This window comes from Lysinibacillus sp. NPDC093688, from assembly GCF_050280145.1.
GTDB lineage: Bacteria > Bacillota > Bacilli > Bacillales_A > Planococcaceae > Lysinibacillus > Lysinibacillus xylanilyticus_B.
Window position 1 is genome coordinate 143,504 of record NZ_JBNNUX010000005.1, and the last position, 20,754, is coordinate 164,257.

At 37.9% G+C, this 20,754-nt stretch carries 20 protein-coding genes; 6 read left to right on the top strand and 14 right to left on the bottom strand.

The genetic code is table 11. The annotated features are described in order from the left end of the window. Nucleotides 1-7: 7 nt before the first annotated feature. The gene (locus tag ACQKN2_RS06720; RefSeq protein WP_427414330.1) at nucleotides 8-595 is read right to left on the bottom strand and encodes an NAD(P)H-dependent oxidoreductase; all 588 of its coding nucleotides are present in this window, start codon (nucleotides 593-595) and stop codon (nucleotides 8-10) included. Nucleotides 596-716: 121 nt separating this feature from the next. Here ACQKN2_RS06720 and ACQKN2_RS06725 point away from each other — a divergent pair, with 121 nt between their 5' ends. Next, complete coding sequence (locus ACQKN2_RS06725; RefSeq protein ID WP_427414287.1) at nucleotides 717-1,154, top strand: MarR family winged helix-turn-helix transcriptional regulator; 438 nt, start codon at nucleotides 717-719, stop codon at nucleotides 1,152-1,154. 46 nt (nucleotides 1,155-1,200) lie between these two features. Here ACQKN2_RS06725 and ACQKN2_RS06730 read toward each other — a convergent pair whose 3' ends face one another. The 3 genes from ACQKN2_RS06730 to ACQKN2_RS06740 form a co-directional block, all read right to left on the bottom strand. After that, nucleotides 1,201-1,410, bottom strand: coding sequence for a GNAT family N-acetyltransferase (locus tag ACQKN2_RS06730; protein ID WP_427414331.1), 210 nt, complete (start codon nucleotides 1,408-1,410; stop codon nucleotides 1,201-1,203). Between the two features lie 212 nt (nucleotides 1,411-1,622). Continuing rightward, nucleotides 1,623-1,850, bottom strand: coding sequence for a hypothetical protein (locus tag ACQKN2_RS06735; RefSeq protein WP_427414288.1), 228 nt, complete (start codon nucleotides 1,848-1,850; stop codon nucleotides 1,623-1,625). Nucleotides 1,851-1,861: 11 nt separating this feature from the next. Next, nucleotides 1,862-2,725 (bottom strand): GNAT family N-acetyltransferase, encoded by an 864-nt coding sequence (locus tag ACQKN2_RS06740; protein ID WP_427414289.1) that lies wholly within the window; start codon nucleotides 2,723-2,725, stop codon nucleotides 1,862-1,864. A gap of 1,033 nt (nucleotides 2,726-3,758) precedes the next feature. On the opposite strand from ACQKN2_RS06740, the gene ACQKN2_RS06745 reads away from it, so the two are divergent. Then, nucleotides 3,759-4,532, top strand: a complete 774-nt coding sequence (locus ACQKN2_RS06745) for a YqcI/YcgG family protein (RefSeq protein ID WP_427414290.1) — start codon at nucleotides 3,759-3,761, stop codon at nucleotides 4,530-4,532. Here ACQKN2_RS06745 and ACQKN2_RS06750 read toward each other — a convergent pair. After that, nucleotides 4,529-5,854, bottom strand: coding sequence for an amino acid permease (locus ACQKN2_RS06750; protein WP_427414291.1), 1,326 nt, complete (start codon nucleotides 5,852-5,854; stop codon nucleotides 4,529-4,531). The two genes, ACQKN2_RS06745 and ACQKN2_RS06750, sit on opposite strands and share 4 nt — an antisense overlap. 24 nt (nucleotides 5,855-5,878) lie before the next feature. Next, nucleotides 5,879-6,820: an arginine deiminase family protein gene (locus tag ACQKN2_RS06755; RefSeq protein ID WP_427414292.1), complete on the bottom strand. Its 942-nt coding sequence runs from the start codon at nucleotides 6,818-6,820 to the stop codon at nucleotides 5,879-5,881. Nucleotides 6,821-6,992: 172 nt separating this feature from the next. Between ACQKN2_RS06755 and ACQKN2_RS06760 the strand changes: the two genes are divergently transcribed. After that, complete coding sequence (locus tag ACQKN2_RS06760; RefSeq protein ID WP_427414293.1) at nucleotides 6,993-7,439, top strand: NUDIX hydrolase; 447 nt, start codon at nucleotides 6,993-6,995, stop codon at nucleotides 7,437-7,439. 82 nt (nucleotides 7,440-7,521) lie between these two features. Here the strand turns inward: ACQKN2_RS06760 and ACQKN2_RS06765 are convergent, their stop codons facing one another. Continuing rightward, a complete protein-coding gene (locus ACQKN2_RS06765) occupies nucleotides 7,522-7,746 on the bottom strand; it encodes a transcriptional regulator SplA domain-containing protein (protein ID WP_427414294.1) in 225 nt (74 codons plus the stop codon). A 240-nt stretch (nucleotides 7,747-7,986) separates the two neighbouring features. On the opposite strand from ACQKN2_RS06765, the gene ACQKN2_RS06770 reads away from it, so the two are divergent. From ACQKN2_RS06770 to ACQKN2_RS06780, 3 genes are all read left to right on the top strand, one after another. After that, nucleotides 7,987-9,375, top strand: coding sequence for a TldD/PmbA family protein (locus ACQKN2_RS06770; RefSeq protein WP_427414295.1), 1,389 nt, complete (start codon nucleotides 7,987-7,989; stop codon nucleotides 9,373-9,375). Between the two features lie 3 nt (nucleotides 9,376-9,378). Beyond that, nucleotides 9,379-10,722: a TldD/PmbA family protein gene (locus tag ACQKN2_RS06775; protein WP_427414296.1), complete on the top strand. Its 1,344-nt coding sequence runs from the start codon at nucleotides 9,379-9,381 to the stop codon at nucleotides 10,720-10,722. Between the two features lie 490 nt (nucleotides 10,723-11,212). Next, nucleotides 11,213-14,344, top strand: a complete 3,132-nt coding sequence (locus ACQKN2_RS06780; protein WP_427414297.1) for a stalk domain-containing protein — start codon at nucleotides 11,213-11,215, stop codon at nucleotides 14,342-14,344. A 131-nt stretch (nucleotides 14,345-14,475) separates the two neighbouring features. On the opposite strand, the gene ACQKN2_RS06785 is transcribed toward ACQKN2_RS06780, so the two are convergent. The 7 genes from ACQKN2_RS06785 to ACQKN2_RS06815 all read right to left on the bottom strand — a co-directional run bounded on the left by ACQKN2_RS06785 (nucleotide 14,476) and on the right by ACQKN2_RS06815 (nucleotide 20,287). Further along, nucleotides 14,476-14,985, bottom strand: a complete 510-nt coding sequence (locus tag ACQKN2_RS06785) for a QueT transporter family protein (RefSeq protein WP_427414298.1) — start codon at nucleotides 14,983-14,985, stop codon at nucleotides 14,476-14,478. 151 nt (nucleotides 14,986-15,136) lie between these two features. Continuing rightward, a complete protein-coding gene (locus tag ACQKN2_RS06790) occupies nucleotides 15,137-15,892 on the bottom strand; it encodes a 3-oxoacyl-ACP reductase (RefSeq protein ID WP_427414299.1) in 756 nt (251 codons plus the stop codon). A 55-nt stretch (nucleotides 15,893-15,947) separates the two neighbouring features. Further along, nucleotides 15,948-16,169, bottom strand: a complete 222-nt coding sequence (locus tag ACQKN2_RS06795; RefSeq protein ID WP_323646632.1) for a DUF2829 domain-containing protein — start codon at nucleotides 16,167-16,169, stop codon at nucleotides 15,948-15,950. 66 nt (nucleotides 16,170-16,235) lie between these two features. After that, nucleotides 16,236-16,604 (bottom strand): hypothetical protein, encoded by a 369-nt coding sequence (locus ACQKN2_RS06800; protein WP_427414300.1) that lies wholly within the window; start codon nucleotides 16,602-16,604, stop codon nucleotides 16,236-16,238. Between the two features lie 163 nt (nucleotides 16,605-16,767). Continuing rightward, on the bottom strand, nucleotides 16,768-17,616 hold the full coding sequence (locus ACQKN2_RS06805; RefSeq protein ID WP_427414301.1) for a GNAT family N-acetyltransferase: 849 nt from the start codon (nucleotides 17,614-17,616) through the stop codon (nucleotides 16,768-16,770). 19 nt (nucleotides 17,617-17,635) lie between these two features. Then, entirely contained in the window at nucleotides 17,636-18,175 is a 540-nt protein-coding gene (locus tag ACQKN2_RS06810; protein WP_427414302.1) for a histidine phosphatase family protein, read from the bottom strand. Nucleotides 18,176-18,982: 807 nt separating this feature from the next. Next, nucleotides 18,983-20,287, bottom strand: a complete 1,305-nt coding sequence (locus ACQKN2_RS06815) for a sensor histidine kinase (RefSeq protein WP_427414303.1) — start codon at nucleotides 20,285-20,287, stop codon at nucleotides 18,983-18,985. Nucleotides 20,288-20,754 lie beyond the last annotated feature (467 nt).

The following is a 20,754-nucleotide window of genomic DNA, read 5'->3' on the forward strand; positions in this document are numbered from 1 at the left end:
AGATGAACTAGTAAGCTACTTTTCTAAAATATTGATAAACTTTTTCGAGTTTTTTGCTTTGTCTCCCCTTCTTACTTTCCATATTGCCAAATTCAAAAAACTTCACTTGTTTAATGCCAACAAAATTAAATAACGCTCTTTTCATTAATATTTTATGCGCATTATTCAGCCATAAGAGTGGATATTTTGTTGGCCCCTTCATTGTCGAAATACACACTACTGATTTTCCCTTTAAAAGCCCCTCAGGAAATAGCCCCTTTTTATCTTTATAAGCAAAATTGGCCGCAAACAATTGATCAATATACCCTAAAAGCATAGCTGGTGGTCTTCCCCACCATATCGGATAAACAAATACGATTTTATCAGCCCACTTAATTTGTTCACGATATTTCTCAAGCTTTGGATCACGAAACATATCACGACGACGTTTATGTTCATGAAATACTAAAATCGGGTTAAATTGTTCCTCGTATAAATCTAAAACTTGAGTCTCCTTTATGGAAGGATTGTCATGACAGCCCTTAATAGCCTCCTGTAAAAAAGCATAATTCAAACTTTTATGATTGGGATATGTATAAATAATTAATGTATTCATCATGCATCCTCCATTACTTATCATTTGATAACAAAATAGTAAACTATCTATTTTTAGTTGTCAAATGATAATTGTTTTAAGATAAGTTTTTTGTTATCTTGTCAGTAAGAGGTGAACCCATTTGGACAAAAAACAATTATTTCATCAGTTCGTAGCATTTACAGCAGCGGTACACCAAGTAACGCACGAACTAACTCAAAACGTTAAAATCGATAATATTACACCTGTACAATATAAAATTTTAGAATATATAAAGGTAAGCCAGCCAGTTACACCTACTGAAATTAGTGATTGCCAGCATATGTCCTTACCTAATACAAGCCGTGAATTACGAAAACTACAGGAACGAAAGTTTATTGAAAAAATTAGCGATACTGAGGATCGAAGAAAGCACTATGTTTGCCTTACAGAGGATGGAGAAAAAATAATGGAGGAAGCATTCGCCTGTATAGAAGATCGCTTTCAACAGCTTATCCAACATGCATCTAAAAATGATTTAGAGGACATTCATCATGCATTAAACATTCTTGACGAAAAGGTCTTTAATCCAAAATTATAAAAAGAACCTGCATTGCTTTTCATTAGGAAAAGCAATACAGGTTTTTTCACTGTTTAGTATATTGACATAGAAAGCGTTCCACACCCGGGTATTTCTCTCCAAGGCTAGTTATGAAAAAACCATAGCGTCCATAAAAATCAACAGCCTCATTATCCGTTTCAGCAACAATTGATGGGTACTTACTTGCTATATAATTAATCATTTTACTGCCAATACCTTTTCCTCTTTGATCAGCTAATACAGCGATATGTTTAATCTCACACTCTAATCAATTACGCCAAGGCGTAATTACGTCCGGATTTTGAATTGTGCCCAGGCCTGCACGATGCAGGTCAGTTAGCCGTTTTCGCAGGATGCGAAGGTTTTAGGCTAACATCTTTTTTTCATTCCTTTAAAAATCCGTGACATCCGCCGGAGGTTTTATCTTCATTCAGTAGGTGTTGGGCTGAAAAGGAACTACCCCCTCATTCATCTCGCCATCTTCAGAGGTGGAAGTCTTCTGCTGAATGAAGATAAACTGATTTGTTCTATACCAATACAACCGACTATTTCACCCTCAACTACGAAGCTATATAATGTCCTATCCGATAAAAATATATATTTTTCATACTCTTGTTGAACTTTTTTATCCGAAGTTGCAAATGAAAGTAGTTTTCTAATAGCTGGAGAAATAGTGTTTGCTTGAACTATATTCATCTCTTATCTCCTTAACAGTTGGTAGCAGGAATGACCACAGCATGACAAGCTTGTTCATAAAACTCGATTGGACCCGCTCCTCCGATAATTGCATATTCATACCCCATCTCATGCATATCTTTTAAACAATGATGGAGGAGGGAATATCCTATCCCCTTCACACGATTAGATTTCGCTACACCCATTGGGCCAAAATAACATTTTTTATTTTGATAAATGTCAAATCCAGCAAATCCGACAAGATCTCCCTTATTATCAAAAGCTACATATATGGAAGGTGTAGTACTTAAAAATGCACTCTTTATCGTTTCTGACCACTCTTGAGAAAAATGACTTTCTACAAAATGAATGAGCTTGTTCTTATCATCACGATTGACTCTACGAATATTATTAGAAATCGCATCTGGGAAATTGTAATTGCGAAAATGAGTAACCATATCCCGCGAAGTTGTACCAAGCTTTAAAATCAGTTTCATATCTTCTTCTGAAACGAATTTCTCAAGCATATTCGTCTTTATTAGTGCTTTAAGAAAGTGACCTTCATTTAAATAAACCTGGTTATAGTTTTGCATATAGCAAATTGCTTGTTCCAATACTGTTAAAACATCATTTGATACTGGAACAGAAAATAAATTATGGCTTGTAACTTTCTTTTCTGATTTTTGATCAAATTCATTAACCAAGTTTCTTAAAGAAGCTTCATTCATAGTACATTTTAATACTAATTCACCAAGTGCCCCCTCTTTTTCTTTAAAACAAGCAAGCAGGAAATGAATTGGCAGTAACAATTTTTGTTGTGAAGAGGAAGCTTCATCTTCTGCATTCTTTATGATCCTTAACATACGATTTGTTAATTTTATAGTAGTTGAATTCAAATGCCTGACCATCCTTTCATTGATTCTTTTCAACTTCTAAATTTTTAACACTTAATAAATAATCTTTATATTAAATAATTGAAATATTAGGACTTTATCATATCATTAATCATGTTTTCTATTATAAATAAAATCGAAACTATTCATTTGCTTTTCACAAAAAATTAGGAATGACATTTGTTAAAACGAATGTTGATTGGAGTGGAGGCTGGGCGACTCCTTGGGAATCAGCGATAGAGGAACGAAGGCTAAAAGCATCACATCCTGTGATAACGCCTTCGTGATCAACATCCTGTTAGCCCGAGACCCTGGAGCGTAGCGAAGCGGCTCATCGGACGCCCCTTGGAAGCTTTGCTCTGCGTGAAAGCAAAGCGTCAGCGACAAAGCGGAAATCAACCACACGTTATGGTAATGAGCCATATAAATGATTTCTAATAAATTGATCCAACATCGGAATTTAGGGATGACATTTTGCTAAAACGTATGTCATGCATATAAGTTGATTGGAGTGGAGACTGGGCGACTCCTTGGGGATTAGCGATAGAGGAACGAAGGCTAAAACCATCACATCCTGTGATAACGCCTTCGTGACCAACATCATGTTGGCCCGAGACCCTGCAGCGAAGCGAAGCGGCTCATCGGACGCCCCCAGGAAGCTCTGCTCTGCGTGAAAGCAAAGCGTCAGCGACAAAGCGGAATTCAACCACACGTTATGGTAATGAGCCATATAAATGATTTCTAATAAATTGATCCAACATTGGAATTTAGGGATGACATTTTGCTAAAACGTATGTCATGCATATAAGTTGATTGGAGTGGAGACTGGGCGACTCCTCGGGGATTAGCGTCACAGATAAGACCCTGCAGCGAAGCGAAGCGGCTCATCTGACGCCCCCAGGAAAGCGCCCAGTCGGAACGGAAATCAACCACACGTTATGGTAATGATCCTAGTTAGAAAACGTTATGCCAATACATCGTCACTCATCTGCACTTTTTTTAATAATATAAAGATGTATAGAAGGAGGAGACATAAGTGGAAGTAGCAGTGTTAGACAAGAAGTGGATAGAAGAACATTTTGAAACACTTCCATTATGGCAACAGTCAGCATATACCGACTTCGCTGCCATGGTTGCAGATGAAGAAAATACGTTCCCCTGTATTCCAGCTAGAAAAGGTTTTTTATCGAACCATTTACGCTATAGTTTTATCGGAGATCCTCGAGAGGAACATTCGATAAAGACGTTAGCACTATGCTTAAAGGAATACGATAAGCACTGTCAAACATTCGGCAACTATACAACACATACCATTTTCTTCAAAACCCCTAATGATATGCATAAAAACTTCGATGTAGCGGATTATAGTAATTTATTTTGGTCAGTTTTAAACAATTTAACTAAATTTGATGATATCGATTGGCCAAAGGAAATTCCAACCGATCCATCGCACCATGAATGGGAATTTTGTTTTAACGGTGAGCCTTATTTTGTGTCTTGTGCAACGCCCGCACACAAATTAAGAAAGAGTCGTCATTTCTCAACTTTATTAATGGCATTCCAGCCACGCTGGATATTTGAAGAAATGAACGACTCAACTGTATTTGGTCGAAAATTAAAGAAGCTTATTCATCAACGCATTACAGAATACGATGCTATTCCCGCTCATACTGATTTAAAATGGTACGGGCAAGAAGGTAGTTATGAATGGAAGCAGTATTTTTTAAGCGATGATGATCGTAGTCCATCGAAATGTCCTTTTTTACGTATGCAAAATTCTTTGATCTTTCCACAGAACAAAGGACATTAAGCTTTCTTACCTTGTTTTTGCCTTTTCATGACAATCCAAGTCGCAATTCCTATTAAGATGATAAAAAGCAGGCTCACGAAAAAACCGAGTCTGCTTGTTTTTTCCCCTAACGTTCCAGACACTGTCACCACAATGAGCAACATCCCTATTCCACTCTTCACATACCCCCACTTCGACAGCTTCATTAGCTTCATATAGGTCACTAAAATAAAGAGCCAATTATAAATCAGCATTAAACCTGCAGCTGTAATCAAATATTCAAAAATCTTTTCTGGCATGAGGAAGCCTATTACAATCGTTATGATTAGACCACAAGCTAAAAAAAGAAATGCAGGAAATGGAATCTTCATTTTCCCCTTCTTCGCTAGAGAAGTTGGGGCATCATGATCCTCTGCCAATGTAATCAGAATTGTTATGACCGCGTATAAAGAGCCTACCATTGTTGAAAAACCTGCAATAATTAAAACGCCATTAAAAATATCTGCAACAAAAGGTATATGAAAACCATTAAGCACTGTAATAAATGGACTTTCCTCTATAGTAAAGTCCTTCCAAGAAACAAGCGCCAAGGCAAGCATAATAGCTATTACAAAAATGACAGTAATCGTAATAATCATCACTTTTCCAGCTTTCGGCGCTTCTTTAGGGTTTTTTAAATCAATGACCATTAAACCCATAACCTCAATTCCTCCAAATGCATAAAAGGCATATAGCAGTCCAAGCCAAATTCCTTTCACACCTTGCGAGAAAAATTCTTCATAATTTACATGCATTGCATCAAGTGCAGCTGAATCCGTGTTAAACCCTTTTATAATTAACACAACCGCTATTATAATAAACATGACAACCGCTGCAGCCTTTAACGCACCAAAAATATTTTGAAATTTTTCAAAGCCCTTCATGCCCATAAGGATAACGGCTAATCCAAGTGCAGCATAAATAGATGCAGCAACCCATAAAGGAAGCATTGGAAACCAAAGCTTTGTAAAAATACCAAGCGCCGTCAATTGGCTCCCCATAATAAGCATCTCAGAAATCAAGTAAATCCAGCCATTACTAAATCCTGCCCAATTTCCAAAAGCTTGCTTTGCATACGTACGGAATGAACCCTTATCTAGATTGTCAACTGACATCTTAACAAGAGCATCATAGACGATATACGTAGCTATCGCCGCTAACAAAAAAGGAATTAAAACAGCAGGACCACTTTTATGTATGGCCATACTTGTCCCAAGAAAAAATCCTGTTCCTAGTGTACAACCTATACCGAGAAGCGAAAGCTGCCACCAAGACAACCTCCCTTTCCTTGTTTTTGATGTCATTTGATCAACCCTCCTGCCTTTTGCTTACTTTCTTACTAGTGGCAATGTCATGCAACGAATGCCACCGCCGCCTTTTTCAAGCTCTGTGACTTCAATTTCTATTAAATTCTTTTTTTGCAATAGTGGATGCTTCGTCCATTGTTGCTTCGTTGCTTGCTTACTAATCAACAGTGTTTCGGGATTAAGATTGATAAAATTGATATCAGGGATTGTATTATATTTTTCAAGCCAGTAAACATCCAAGCCATGATGATTTAAAAATTGCTCGGTCATTTCGAAACGACTTGTTTGAGGTGTGAACACATGTACAGGAAAATAACGCATAAAGTTTTTAGCTATTACTAGATCTGCGTTTGCCACATTACAATTCATATCTAAATGAAGTGTATCGGAGCGTCTTGGCAAATCAATGATTGCGATTTCAGAAAATCCTTCCTGAAAGATGCTATCCTTAATACTTTCTACAGCCTCTAGCGTTGTTCTCATGCCAATATTAATAAGCACTGCATCCCTATTTAAAATCATTACATCTCCACATTCTAAAGCGGCCGATGGTTGTTTAACGTTTAAGATTTTTTCTGGAAACCACTTTTCTAATAATGAGTGTGCATGTGTATACTCCGGACGCCTTAAAGAGCTACCCGCCTCTCCAAGAAACATACTATTTCCTAAAACACAGGCTAGATCGCGTACAAAGTACCTATTTATAAGCTGCTCACTTACGATGTTCTCCTCATTTGTTAGCTCTTTCGAATAGTCAATCACCTTGACACCCGCATTTTCTAGCGTCGTCTTTAATTCCATGAAATTCTCCATTGCTTTTACGTGATTAACAGTAGCACTCCACCCTACATTTTCAGCTATTGTTGAATCTGTTACATCTAATTTTGATGGCTCACAAAGCATAACGACCTCCAACTCTTCATGCTCCGACCAACAATTCAGTTGAAATGAATCCAAATACATTCTCCCCTTTTTGAATGATTATCTCAGCTTAGCGTTACCATCAAAACTGGGATTATACAGATAATATGTAAATGGAGATTAGCATGATTAGAATCTAAAGGAGGAAATCTCTGGAATTTGTGTAATTAAAACAAGGACAGATAAATTTATTCAATTAGAAATGAGTGAAACGATGGAATACTATAAATTTTTACGACAATATGTTGGTCACCAACCCATTATTTTGCCAGGTGCTGTTGTATTAATCTTAAATAATGAGAATGATGTATTGTTACAAAAGAGATATGGTGGAGGTTGGGGGCTTCCAGGTGGCTTGATGGAATTAGGAGAAAGCTTAGAAGATACCGCAAAAAGAGAAGTGTTAGAGGAAACAGGTTTGATGATAGAGGACCTAAAGTTATTAGATATTTTTTCTGGTCCAGATTATTACCTTAAAGTTTCTAATGGAGATGAATTCTACTCCGTTACAGCCGTCTATTATACGAGAAATGTTAAAGGTGATTTAGTAATTGATTATAAAGAATCAGAGACAATGCAATATTTCTCACTATTAAAATTACCAGATGGAATCGATGGTAGATATATTGAACCGTATGTATCACAGTTAGTTATGAAATAAGCTTTAGAGAGAAAACTTATTAAACAAGTATAATTTGTTTTCTCTCATTAACGTGTTGAAAAGCAGTTGAATATAAGCTTCATCAATGAAAATACTGATGATAAGCTTGCTCAGCATCCATTTCGCTTGTAAACATTAGAATATCATTTGTTATTGGGTAATAATTCTCAAATAGAAAAAGCGCCAGTTCATTTGGATGATCCGGATTATTCACAACTGCCGCTTCCTGTATGTTCGCTACATCCTGAATATATGGATGGCGATAAAAAATATAAACAATATCCCCTACACTATATTGCTGCTCCATCCCATCACCTTCCTCTGATTTTCCATTAGTTTGGTGTTAGAAGCAGTAAATTATAATTAATTTTTGATTTTCGTGTAGATATTCATTAAAAATATTCCCCACCTACCAACGCTCCTATCATAAAACGTCTCAATTAGAATATATATTAATTTATGTGATAAATTTCACTAGATTTGATCCTAATGTATTAACACTGAACATTCCGATTATTTGGTACACTTAAGAAAAGGAGGAGGAAATATGATTAAACAATCAGTTATTGAAAATGTACTTGAAGCTGCCCTTTCAACAGGTGGCGATTTTTCCGAAGTTTTCATCGAGGATAAGTTTGTCAATGAATGTACATTGCAAAGTGGAAAAATTGAACAAAGTATTTCTGGACGTGATTTTGGCATTGGTATACGTATTTTTTCTGGTCTTCAGAGCATCTACACTTACACAAACGATTTTTCAGAGGAAGGCTTACTAGCAGCAGCAAAACGAGCAGCACTTGCCATTAAAGGAGGTGCTACCGGAACGATTCAACCACTAAAAAAAGAAATTATTACGCCTATTCATAACATTATCATTCTACCAAACAGTGTGGAACATGCTAGAAAAGCAACAATCATGCGACAGGCTAATGACATTGCTAGAAATTATGATGAACGCATCAGTCAAGTTAAAGTTCGGTATTTTGACGAAGAGCAGCATGTTTTAATCGCCAACTCAGAAGGAAAATTTGTAGAAGATACGCGTATTCATAGTCGACTTGCCATCCAGGCAACTGCCTCCGAGGGCAAAGAAATGCAAACTGGCTTCTACGGTCCTGGCGCACATGCTGGCTTTGAATTTATCGGAAATCTAGATTTAGAGCACTATGCTGGTGAAGCTGCACGTATTGCGGTCACAATGCTTCATGCCGATGAATGTCCTAGCGGAAAATTACCAGTCATCATTGATAATGAATTCGGCGGTGTTATATTTCACGAAGCTTGTGGTCATGGACTTGAGGCTACAGCAGTCGCGAAAAACAATTCCGTTTTTGCAAATCGTCTTGGTGAAAAAGTTGCCCCTGATATTGTTACATATATTGATGATGGCACACTTCCAAACGAATGGGGTTCCCTTAACATTGATGATGAAGGGGAAAAAACACGAAAAAACATCTTAATTGAAAATGGAATTTTAAAAGGCTACATGATTGATAAATTTAATGCGCGCCGTATGAATGCTGAGCCAACTGGATCTTCACGACGCCAATCCTATCGTTTCAATCCAACATCCCGAATGACGAACACATATATCGCTCCAGGCACATCTAAACCTGAGGAAATTATTGCATCTACCGAATATGGAATTTATGCAAAATATATGGGTGGCGGTCAAGTAAATCCATCGACTGGTGACTATAACTTCGCGGTTATGGAAGCTTATATTGTGAAGGATGGAAAAATCGATCGTCCTGTACGTGGTGCAACACTAATAGGTAACGGAGCAAAAACATTGCAGCTAGTTGATCGCGTTGGGAATAATCTTGCACATGGTGCCGGCATGTGCGGAGCCATTAGTGGTAGTCTTCCTGTCAATGTTGGTCAGCCGATGATTCGTGTTAGCGAAATGACAGTTGGAGGAACAAAGGGGGAATAATTGATGAATATTGCTGAATATCAAGAAAAACTACTAGATCAGGCGATAGAAGCCGGTTTTACAGAGGCTGAAGTTTATTATGAACGGAAAAATACGTTTAAGTGTATGCTTTACGAAGGACAGATTGATAGCTATGAAACGTCTGAGGATGGGGGCCTAAGTCTACGTGGGCTGCATAACGGAAAAATGGGCTACGCCTATACAGAAAAACTAGACGATGATTCGATGTCCTTTTTAATCAACCGTGTAAAAGCAAATGCAGACGTTCTAGATGAAGATGAGGGCATAGATATTTTTGAAGGCAGTAATAAATACACGCCACATGAATTTTACAATGAAGAATTAGAGACAATCGGAATTCCTGAAAAAATTGAACTGCTCCGTTTAATTGAACAAAAAATCCGTGCCTACGATTCGCGCATTGTAACACTTGATTACTGTTTCCTTCAAGAATATACTACTGAACGTTCATTAACGAATAGTAAAAACCTTGCCCTATCACATAAGGAGAATGGCTTAGTTATTTTCCTCTCTACGGTTGTAAAAGAAGGTGAGGAACTGAAAACAGGTAGTTATTTGAAAATGACACGTGATTTTCATTCTCTTAATGCTGATGATATTGCAAAAGAAGCGGCTGAGGAAGCTCTTACGAATTTAGGTGAAAAATCGATTCCAGCTGGCAAATATCCAATTGTCCTACGCTCAGACGCGGCAGCATCATTATTAAGTACCTTTATGCCGATACTCTCAGCTGAAAATGCTCAAAAAGGCCAATCCTTATTAAATGGAAAGGTTGGACAAAAAGTGGCGTCAGAGGTTATTACATTGCTGAATGCTCCATTCCATCCCGCTGCTTTGTCTGGAGCAAGTTTTGATGGAGAGGGTGTTGCAACAAAAGAGCAGGCAATTATTTTAGATGGCACACTCCAAACATTATTGCATAATAGAAAAACGGCAAAAAAGGACGGCTGTAAAACAACTGGGCATGCACATAAAGACTCCTACAAAGGTACTTTATCTATTGCGCCCCAAAATTTATATATTTCGACTGGTAAGAAATCTCAAGATGAGTTAATTAACTCGGTTACTGACGGAGTACTTATTACAGATTTATCAGGGCTTCATTCTGGTACGAATACAGTTTCTGGTGATTTTTCGGTTGCAGCTTCAGGATTCCATATTCAAGATGGCAAAATTGTCTCCCCTGTCAAGCAAATGACAATAGCCGGAAACTTCTTTGAGTTCTTAAATGATATCGAAGAAACTAGTTCAGAGCTTTACTTCCTACCAGATGGGTACGGCTCCCCTTCTCTCCTTGTGAAGGAGCTATCAGTGACGGTGGAATAAAACAAAAAACGCGTCACATTTTATAGATTAAACTAGACTATATGGTACTTCTCGGCAAAGCTTGTCGCTAATCATCGCGACAAGCTTTTTGATTGCAGCTAATTAGCCTCGATAAGTGGGTCACAGTTCCTCTGTTTGGCACTGTTTTTGTTCTGGTCGTCTGCTTCACCGAGACAATAGCAAGCTGCGGCGGCAGTCTGTCCTCGTATACCTGTTCCCCATGTAATGAAGAAAATCATCGTCCCTACATTACGATTCGTTTACTAATCTTTGAAATGTAAACCTCTCCATTCGTACTATGAATAATACGTCGCTTAAGCGAGGTTACAATTATTATTTCATATAGGAAAACGCCCAATAAAGCTGATGGCATCACCTTCTCGGTTAAATTTTCTTATGGAGGTAAAAATATGAAACTTTTTTACCTATTGATACGTACTAATTATGCAATGATGTTTATCATGCCAGATTAATAGGAGGGGTGGAATTTATGAAGAAAATTTGGACTTTGTTTCTTGCAGCGATACTTATTGTACCGATATTGCTGCAGCCAGCGACCGCTCAAGCGGCAAGGGCCATCACAATTTATGTGGACGGGGTTCAATTAAAGACCGACCAGCCACCAGTGATGATTCAAGGGCGCGTTATGCTGCCGCTTAGAGCAATCTTCGAGGCATTGGATGCAAGCGTGGATTGGGATCGAAAGAATCAAACCGTTACTGGGAATAAAGGAGGTACAACGGTAGTTCTCAAGATTAAATCGAAGGTAGCTACTATCAATGCCGAGAGAGTTACGCTTGATGTACCAGCACAGATAATAAATGGCAGAACAATGGTGCCAGTACGCTTTGTTAGTGAAGCGCTTGGTCAGGATGTTGACTGGAACTCGTATAATCAGATTGTATCTATTAACTCTGACACTCCGAGCAATATTAGTATTTCTCCAGTGAACTATGTATCGGTTAAAGATGTTGGTAATCAAGGAGATGGGCGTGACCTGGAGGTTAGCTTCTCCAAATCGTCCACTGAATCACTTGTGGATCATTACCGGGTTCTCGTTGTGAAAGCTTCAAAAAGCTTCAATCAGGCGTCGGCCCTGAAGGTCTCCGCTTCAAATTATACGAAAGTATCACCTACCGGCTCAGATCGTTCCATCACATTATCCCAGAGTTCACGGGATGTGGACGGAGACTTTATTAGAAATGACCAGCCTTATGTAGCGTATGTACTTGCAGTTGGAAAAGGTTCTTATTCCAGCGTATTATCGAAGTCTTCTCCGAAGATTACCCTAACGAACATGTCTTCGGTTGCAGAGGTAACAAATGTGAAAATTAGCGATATTAGCGATTTCGGCGACGGACGCGATATCTCGGTTAGCTTCACTCGTCCGCAGAATGACAACAATATTTCGAATTACCGTGTGTTTATCGTAAAGACTAAGGACGCTAACAATTTCAGTCTTACTACTGCGAATAATTTATCCAGTAGCTACTATACGACAATGTATAAATCGGGGAGCAACGGCGGTACGATGACAGGAACTCTGTCTTCCTCAGCACGTGATACTGCCGGTGATTCCATTAAGAACGGCGTACCTTATACAGCATTCGTCTTGTCAGTTAGCAGCGCTGATTCAGCTGTTAATAAGCTGTCATCTGCTTCTTCATCAGTAACACTTAGTCCAAATACAGTGGCTACTCCTGTTATTACTCAAGTTGATGATGTCAACGACTATGGAGATGGACGCGATCTGCGAGTTAGCTTCAACAAAATATCCAATGAGTCTAACATCAGCTCTTATCGGATCTTTGTTGTAAGAGCTAGCAACTATTCGAACTTCACATTGACGAAGGCGAACAGTCTATCCAGCTCTTATTACACGCAGGTGAATAAGTCAGGCTACAATATTACTCAGGTTCTCTCTTCAGGTGCACGAGATACAGACGGTTATGCCATTCAGAATGGGGTCAGTTATCGTATATTCGTAATGGCTGTAGCTACGAACTCTGGGAATAACGTGTTATCGTCTGCTTCCAATGCGATTACACTATATAGCAGCAATGTAGGAGCAGTATCGAATCTCTATGCCAACGATGTGAATGATTATGGCGACGGCCGTGATCTCTCTGTCTCTTTCACTAAAGCGGCGGATGAGTCCAATATTAGTCATTATCGTATTATGGTTGTACCAACATCGTATTACAGTAACTTCAGTCTGGCGGATGCTAATAATGTATCCAGCAGTAATTATACGACTTTGAACAAGTCAGGAAAAAACAATTACGAGCTGACGCTCTCGGGAAATGCTCGGGATGTGCGTGGCAATTATATCACGGATAGAACTAGCTACCGTGTCTATGTTCTCTCGGTAGGCAATGGCAATTATTCCGGCAGCAATGCGCTGTCCGCGCCAACGTCAACGATTACGCTCGGTAAGAACATCAATGTGCAGGCTGTAACCAATCTAACTGTTGCTGATGTAAATGATTATGGAGATGGCCGTGATTTACAGGTATCGTTCACGAAGCCTTCCGATGAAACAAATGTCAATCAATATCGGATTTTTGTCGTACCGACAGCTTATTACAGCAGCTTCAGCCTATCACAAGCCAATAGTAGCTCTTATTACATCACAGAAAGCAAAGGCGGAAATAAATCGGTAACTAGAACGTTAGATGGGGCTCGAGATGTTCGCGGTTATTCCATTACGGAAGGCACAAGCTACCGTGTTTATGTACTGACTGTAGCGAATGGAAATTCTTCAAGCGTCAATGCTCTATCTTCTGATTCATCGGTGATTACACTTACTAAGAACAAAACCGTTCAAGCGGTCAGCAATGTTAAGGCAAGCGATGTAAATGATTTTGGAGATGGTCGAGATTTACAGGTATCGTTCAATCATGCATCTGATGCATCGAATATAAGCGAATATCGAATTATGGTAGTACCTAAAAATAAACCATTCAATACTTCAATAGCAAGCAACGTCCAATTTCCAAACTTTACTGCCGTAAGTACTTCTGGCAGCAGTACTGACCAGGTTCTTAACGTTAAGGCAACGGATATAGATGGCAACTCTATCACTAACGGTACGCCGTATAACGTCTACGTATTGTCAGTTGGAAAAGGCAGTTCAGCCGGCACAGTTACATTGTCTGGCGCTTCGAATGATATTACGTTAACCAATTCTGCCGCAGTAGAAGCAGTAACTAATGTAAGTCTTTCTACCGCTGGGAATACTGGGACCTATGAAGACATACGGATTAGCTTTGATAAAGTAAGCAATGAAAACAACGTAACAGAATATCGAGTATTCTTGATTCAATCAAAAGATGTAGCAAATTTCAAGTTATCGGATGCGAATAATGTCAATCCACAGAATTACACATCATTCAAGTCGAACGAAAATACCAAAGGTGCATCTATAAATATGTTTGATGCATTTGGAACTAAAATCAATACTGATACTACTTATCAAGCTGTAGTAATGACCGTAGCCAAATCGGGAAATGGAAGTTTAAATGTATTATCTTTACTGTCTACTCAGTTCATACTTCAGCCTAAACAAGTTGATCCCCCGTCAGAAGGGGTAAAGTCTGCCCCATCTGACACTAAACTTTAAGAGATAAGTAATACTTCTTCACAAAAGGGACCCCTCTTATGGTACTTCATGTACCATAAGAGGGGTCCCTTCTTGTTGTGCGCAGCACAGCTCATTTGTCCTCCGACTGTTTCTATAAGAGCTTAATGAAATTATTTCGATAAATCAATTTTTTTATTTAATAAATAAATAGTCATACCACCAACAGTCATTGACAATAGCTCCCCAACGCCAACCGTAAACCATGTAGCCCAAAACGGAAGATCGTAGAGAATTGTTAATTGCCCTGCAACAGTGAACATTGATATAGCAAAAATCAATGCAGTTATAACCATTTTCACAAGATCATTTGTTATATTTTTCGTTACTCTTCGACAAAGAATCAAAACGAGAAATGTCGCAATTCCACCAATCGGTACATCTAATATCCACGTTGGTGACATGAAGTTTGCAAGTACTACTCCTAAAGTCACGGCAAGTACATAGCGTTTGTTGTATAGGGCTAGGTAGTTAAACATCTCCGATAAACGTAGTTGAACTGCCCCAAAACTTATGACTGACAATAATACAGTTACAGCCACATATAAAGCTGCAACAAGTGCCGTCTTTGTAAGCTCGGTTACAGAAGTACGGCTTGAATCTTTTACAATAGATGTATTCAATTTTATTCTCCTTTGTAAAATAGCACATCCGCTATTTTAGTAATAACTACGGCCAAAGGAAGAGAGCTTGTCGCCCTATCTGAAGTGCCGCAGTGCAAGCTGAATTTTGCTTACTTGCATATTATATAGAAGAATTTACGATTGAACAATACTATTTAGTAAGCCAGCCGCCATCAATCGGCATGATTGCACCGTGTATATAATCAGCTGATTGACTAGCCAAATAAAGTGTTAAACTCGCCACTTCACTTGGTTGTGCCCAGCGTCCAGCAGGCGTTTCTTTAGCGACCCATTTTGCGATTTCTCCATCACCTTCAAAATCAGCCTTGTTCATCGGTGTTTGAATGGCTCCAGGTGCAATGGCATTGGCGCGAATTCCTTCACGACAATAATCTAAATCTAGCTGTTTGGTATAGCCGACAATCGCATGTTTAGATGCTGTATACGCCGCACCACCACCGCCTGCAACAAGCCCTGCAATAGACGTCATATTAACGATGACGCCCGATTTTCGTTTTACCATATGGGGTAATATCGTATTCGTCACAAAAAAAGTACCCTTTACATTGGTATTCATAATTTTATCCCAAAGCGCCTCATCTGTATCAAGCGTTTTTGCAAAGCCATCTAAAACCCCTGCAGTATTTAATAAAATATCTACTTGCATAAAGATTGAAATTGCAGCTTTAAATGCTTGCTCTACATCGTCCTTATTGCATACACTACCTACTTTATAGGCAAATTGTTCAGGGTATTGGTGAAATAGATTTCCTAACCCTTGCTCCTCTATATCAAACCCGAATACGTTTGCTCCATTTTCTAAAAATGCAATAGCTTGGGCATGACCAATACCTGAAGCAGCCCCCGTTACAAATACCGTTTTGCCCTTATATTCTTCAAACGTCATTGATCTCTCTCCTCTAAAAACAAAGAAACCACCTCATTTGAGATGGCTCTTCCGTTTAATTAACAATTATCCAATCTTCCGCTAATAAATCACAGACTGTCGGTGTGAACATTGTATAGCCCTCACCACGTACATTAATTAAAAAATAAGGATTCAAAGTCTCACCATCATGTTCGCTTTGTCCAACTAGCTTCACATATAATTCGGCACCGCCCCAACCTTTACGAATTACTTTTTCTCCCGCCTTTAAGCGTGGTAAAATCTCTTCAAACGTCATTTAAATTCATCCTTTATTTACATTCTTTATCGGATTAGTATACTGGAATTCTCAATTGTTTACAACCTAGCCCTCAAGCAAAACAGTATAAAGTATATGTTGCCCATTTATTTCCGCAATGATTGTATAAGTATTATTTTCATTTGTAGAGAAAATCTTTGTTCCACTTTCCAGTTTAGTAGCATAAAAATCCTTAAAATTTTTAGAGGAATTTGTAGTTTTAATAATTTCCCCTATCTTCTCACACTTCGTATATTCAAATTGTTGCATTGATTCCAAACTTGTAGCATTAATATAAATCAAATTATTATACTGAAGAATATCCACCTGAGAATGTTCTTTAAGGATAGATTTCGCAGTGGGATTAGTATTTATAGCTGGTGTACAACCTACCAATAATAATATTAGTAAATTACATATGAGCATTTTCCTCATAACAAAACACCTTCTTTTTTTAACTATCTGGAACAACTGCGGCTCAATTTAAACTCGTCGACATTGGCCGTCTATATCTCCCGAAATTTAAGTAACATAATTTTGCCTAGCTTAACGTTGAAGCCTTCAGAAATTCTCTCTTCTCTTCTCACCTCGCAAACTATTAATCTATTTTCTTCTTCATTTGCACTTGCTCCGTCTTCACTTCAAGCCCATTCTCCGTCAAATAGCTCGTTGCTGGATTACTTGCTAAAAAGTTAACTGTTGCCAGTTTTACTTTGTGTTTTGTAATGCTTGCGATAAAGTGTGGAATAAGTTCAACATTGCCATTCCCTAATAACTCTAATTGATAAAGCACTATGCTGTCGATGGCACCATCCCTATCCCATACTGTTCTATACAGCATATAGCCAATCGCTTCATTATTCTCGTTATAAAAAATTTTAGCTTCTCCTTGTTTATTGCTTTGCCAGCTACATTGCCAAGGGACATCTTCCTGATAAAAAGATAAATGCGATAGCTCTTCTGGCCGAATAGTTTCCACATGAATTACGACTGGCTGCTCTACTTTTGCTTCATATTCGCCACTTAAAAAAAACAATTGATTTGTTATTGTATAGCCATACTTTTCATATAACGCAATTGCTACTTTATTCTCTTTTATAGCTTCAAGCGTTGCAACTTCCACCTTCTCTCTTTCATAGAGGGCGATGGTTTCTTCCATTAAAACACGCGAAACACCTTTACCGCGATAGTCTGGAGAGATGCCAGTTCCACCATTCCAAGAGATTTTCTTACCATCCATTAGTCTAAATCCATTTAATACAATGCCAACAGGATTATTATGATCAAATGCGACGATTGATAGCTCTAGGGATAGTCCTTCTCCAACGAGTCGGTTTAAAAACACCTCTGCATTCATTTCTATTTGTACAAAATACCCCTCAAAACCTTTATTCCAAGCTTTTAAAGTTTCATTTAACGTGCACTGTGAGACTGTTTTTATTTCCATGATTTCACCCATCCCTACGTTAATTTAGTGATAAATCTTCTAAAGATAATTTTTTTATGATTTCATAACCATTCCCAGGACCATTTGGCTTTACAATAACCATTCCCATATTCGAAATCTCCCCTAATCCAACATCTTCAGGAAAGCTATGGGCAATAATCACTTGATTCGTTCCCTGCGGTGGCTTTCTTTCTAACACTGATTGCAAACTTGATAATATATTTGTCTTTTCAACAAAAGGAATATTCCCACCCAATTTATAAATTTCATAACCAATTGGGTCAATTTGGATATAAGAATACGGAAATGCGAGCTGTGCCGTTTCAATTGTACGACAAAAAGGACTTACGACTATTGGGGAACTAATCGGAATTTGTAAATGACGTAGCAGTTGTCCAAAGTAAACGGCCTGCCTTCGTCCAAATTCAGACAAATTTCTTTGCGTAACACAATCTTGAAAATTTAAATATGGCTGATCTACCCCGACAGTCGCTTGACCATGCCTTGCATACAAAACAAATCCACCCTTTTTCAATAAATCAAGGATTGATTTATCCAAATATTTCAACTCCCCCTAATAGAATACCATCGATTAGTAGTACTATATGAAATGAATTACTCAAATAATGTAAAAGTGAAAGTTGAAACTGCTTTTCGCATATAAAGGGCGCTATTCCACTAGCAAATATTTCACTTTGCAGGTAGCAGCGGACTTAGATCAAAAAAAATTGAAAAAGCTTCCTTAAATTTTCTGTTGAAAGCCCCGTGTTGAACAAAATTCTCGTTACAATATCCGTTAATATTATATTGTAACGCTTTAAATGAAGGTGATTTCCGTTCCAAGTTTCTCGCTTTCGCACAGACATCCCCCTTTGCAGAAGTTTCCTTTTTTCACTATAAATCAAAGTAACATGCCATAAAATAATTACTATGAGGGATAGTTGATTGGAGTGAAGGCTGGGCGACTCCTTGGGGATTAGCGATAGAGGAACGAAGGCTAAGAGCATCACATCCTGTGATAACACCTTCGTGACCAACATCCTGTTGGCCTGAGACCCTGGAGCGAGCAACGCGAGTGAAGCGGGTAGAGGAACGAAGGCTAAAAGCATCACGTCCTGTGATAACGCCTTCGTGACCAACATAGTGTTGGCCCGACGCCCCCAGGAAGCTTTGCTCTGTGCGAAAGCGAAGCGTCAGCAAATGTTTTATCTGTGCGAAAGCATAGCGACAGCAACAACAAAGCGCCCAGCCGGAACGGAAATCAACCACACGTTTTGCCGAAGAGTCATACTTTAATTTCATTAACATAATAGTTTATCAACCAAAAATAAAACTTCCTACAATTTTCTGTAGGAAGTTTCGAAATTTACTTTATTGGAATGGTTACTATTGCGGTTGTCTCTAAATGTTTTGAGGAATCGATAGAAATTTGACCGTCGTACTTATTGACTATTTCATTCACAATAAACAAGCCTTGCCCTCTTGTTTTACCATTCTCCGGTTTCTTTGTGGAAAATCCTCGCTTGAATATTTGCCCTGCTTCTACTATATTTGGTCCGGTATTTGTAACCTTAAATTTATATTGCGTGTCATCAGCTTTACAGCAAATTGTTATTTTACGTTGTTCTTCCGGTAATTCATTTGCAGCATCAATCGCATTATCTATTAAATTTGATAAGATTTTGATTAAATCCGTAGTTCTAATTTTATTAAATGCATCCGCAGAGACTGTGAAATCCATATCAATATTATGATTTTGTGCCGTTAGTTTTTTCGTTTGCAATAAAATCGCCAAGCCAGGATGATCAATATTTAATTTAAGAGACTTAATAGCATGAACTTCTTTAGACAGTGAAGATAAATATTGTTTTGCCTGATCAGGTTCGTCTAATTGTAGAAATCCATGCAATACTTGTATATGATTTGTGAAATCATGTCTTAAAGAGGACACGGAAGTGATTAAAGTTTTAATTTCCGCTTGATATGTATTTTCTGTTGCTCCAACTTCTTCTGCCACTTCTTTTTGATACCATCTCTGTAAAAAGAAAACAGAGCCGATCACGATTAAAATGAGTACACCATTAAAAATAAAGATAAAAAGATTGTCTTCGATCACTTTTCCCTTAATGTCATTTAATGTGTCTGCACTAATATCAATGCCTAAGTATGCAATAACCTCCCCTGTTTCATCCTTAATCGGTGCACCAACAGTTAAGTAGGAGCCATAAATAGAATCTAGTATTACATCAGTTGCAAATGTTTCTCCATAATAAGCTTTTTGCAATTGTGTCTCGGGTACTGTACAGTCCATTCCGATATCAAAGCCTTCAACTTCACTTGGTAAACCCATGATCATTGCTTTGGATACCTTTGGATTTTCAATATCTAATGTATAAACAAATAATGCACCTATTTTTACTCTTGCATCGTTTAAGTAGCTTCTTAATTGCCAATAATATTCGTTTTTCTCGGGGTTATCTAAAAATTGTTTGTACGCCTCTACATCAATAGAAGATGCGATAGAAATAGCCGATTCCAGACTTTGGTTCGCTATTGACTCTTCTACTGTCTTTTTCATTTTTATATAGGATGTAAAGATGTTTAAACTTGTAAACAATACTAATAAGAGCGTTGATAATATTAAAATTAGTTTTATTTTTCGTGTTTTCATACAAACTGGTACTTCCTCATCTTAGACATGAATTATGTCTTAATTTAATTGAGCTTGGCTTTCACATTACATAAAAAAATCGTTAGTCGTAGTTGACATCATGTCATATTTTCAACCAAGGAAACAATTTCATATCTTACCTATTATACTACAATATACTTCTTTTTTTACGGTTGTTTTAAAATCTTATTTGCGTAGTGAATCACTCTTCCTGCTGAAAATCATATGCAGAGAAGTAAGAAATTTAGAAGTTTGAAACGACAATGGCTATTTATCCCTTTACATGAATCTTAAACACACTGTTCCAAATACGTTTTCAGGATTCTTCGCTTCTCTAAATAAGAATATTCGTTCTTAGTTTATCATCACAAGCAAGTTTTTCCTATCACCTATCTACATTTATCGCACCCTACTTTTCGTGCTATTTCCTCCCCCTTTTTGAAATTGGAGTCGTCTGTCGGAAAATG

Bases quoted from the DNA above. Each gene is read 5' to 3' on its own strand.
- ACQKN2_RS06805 (WP_427414301.1), bottom strand. From the start codon at position 17,616: ATGGAAATAAAAACAGTCTCACAGTGCACGTTAAATGAAACTTTAAAA.
- ACQKN2_RS06760 (WP_427414293.1), top strand. From the start codon at position 6,993: ATGGAATACTATAAATTTTTACGACAATATGTTGGTCACCAACCCATT.
- ACQKN2_RS06770 (WP_427414295.1), top strand. From the start codon at position 7,987: ATGATTAAACAATCAGTTATTGAAAATGTACTTGAAGCTGCCCTTTCA.
- ACQKN2_RS06800 (WP_427414300.1), bottom strand. From the start codon at position 16,604: ATGAGGAAAATGCTCATATGTAATTTACTAATATTATTATTGGTAGGT.
- ACQKN2_RS06765 (WP_427414294.1), bottom strand. From the start codon at position 7,746: ATGGAGCAGCAATATAGTGTAGGGGATATTGTTTATATTTTTTATCGC.
- ACQKN2_RS06755 (WP_427414292.1), bottom strand. From the start codon at position 6,820: ATGTATTTGGATTCATTTCAACTGAATTGTTGGTCGGAGCATGAAGAG.
- ACQKN2_RS06720 (WP_427414330.1), bottom strand. From the start codon at position 595: ATGAATACATTAATTATTTATACATATCCCAATCATAAAAGTTTGAAT.
- ACQKN2_RS06790 (WP_427414299.1), bottom strand. From the start codon at position 15,892: ATGACGTTTGAAGAATATAAGGGCAAAACGGTATTTGTAACGGGGGCT.
- ACQKN2_RS06795 (WP_323646632.1), bottom strand. From the start codon at position 16,169: ATGACGTTTGAAGAGATTTTACCACGCTTAAAGGCGGGAGAAAAAGTA.
- ACQKN2_RS06750 (WP_427414291.1), bottom strand. From the start codon at position 5,854: ATGACATCAAAAACAAGGAAAGGGAGGTTGTCTTGGTGGCAGCTTTCG.
- ACQKN2_RS06735 (WP_427414288.1), bottom strand. From the start codon at position 1,850: ATGAATATAGTTCAAGCAAACACTATTTCTCCAGCTATTAGAAAACTA.
- ACQKN2_RS06815 (WP_427414303.1), bottom strand. From the start codon at position 20,287: ATGAAAACACGAAAAATAAAACTAATTTTAATATTATCAACGCTCTTA.
- ACQKN2_RS06780 (WP_427414297.1), top strand. From the start codon at position 11,213: ATGAAGAAAATTTGGACTTTGTTTCTTGCAGCGATACTTATTGTACCG.
- ACQKN2_RS06775 (WP_427414296.1), top strand. From the start codon at position 9,379: ATGAATATTGCTGAATATCAAGAAAAACTACTAGATCAGGCGATAGAA.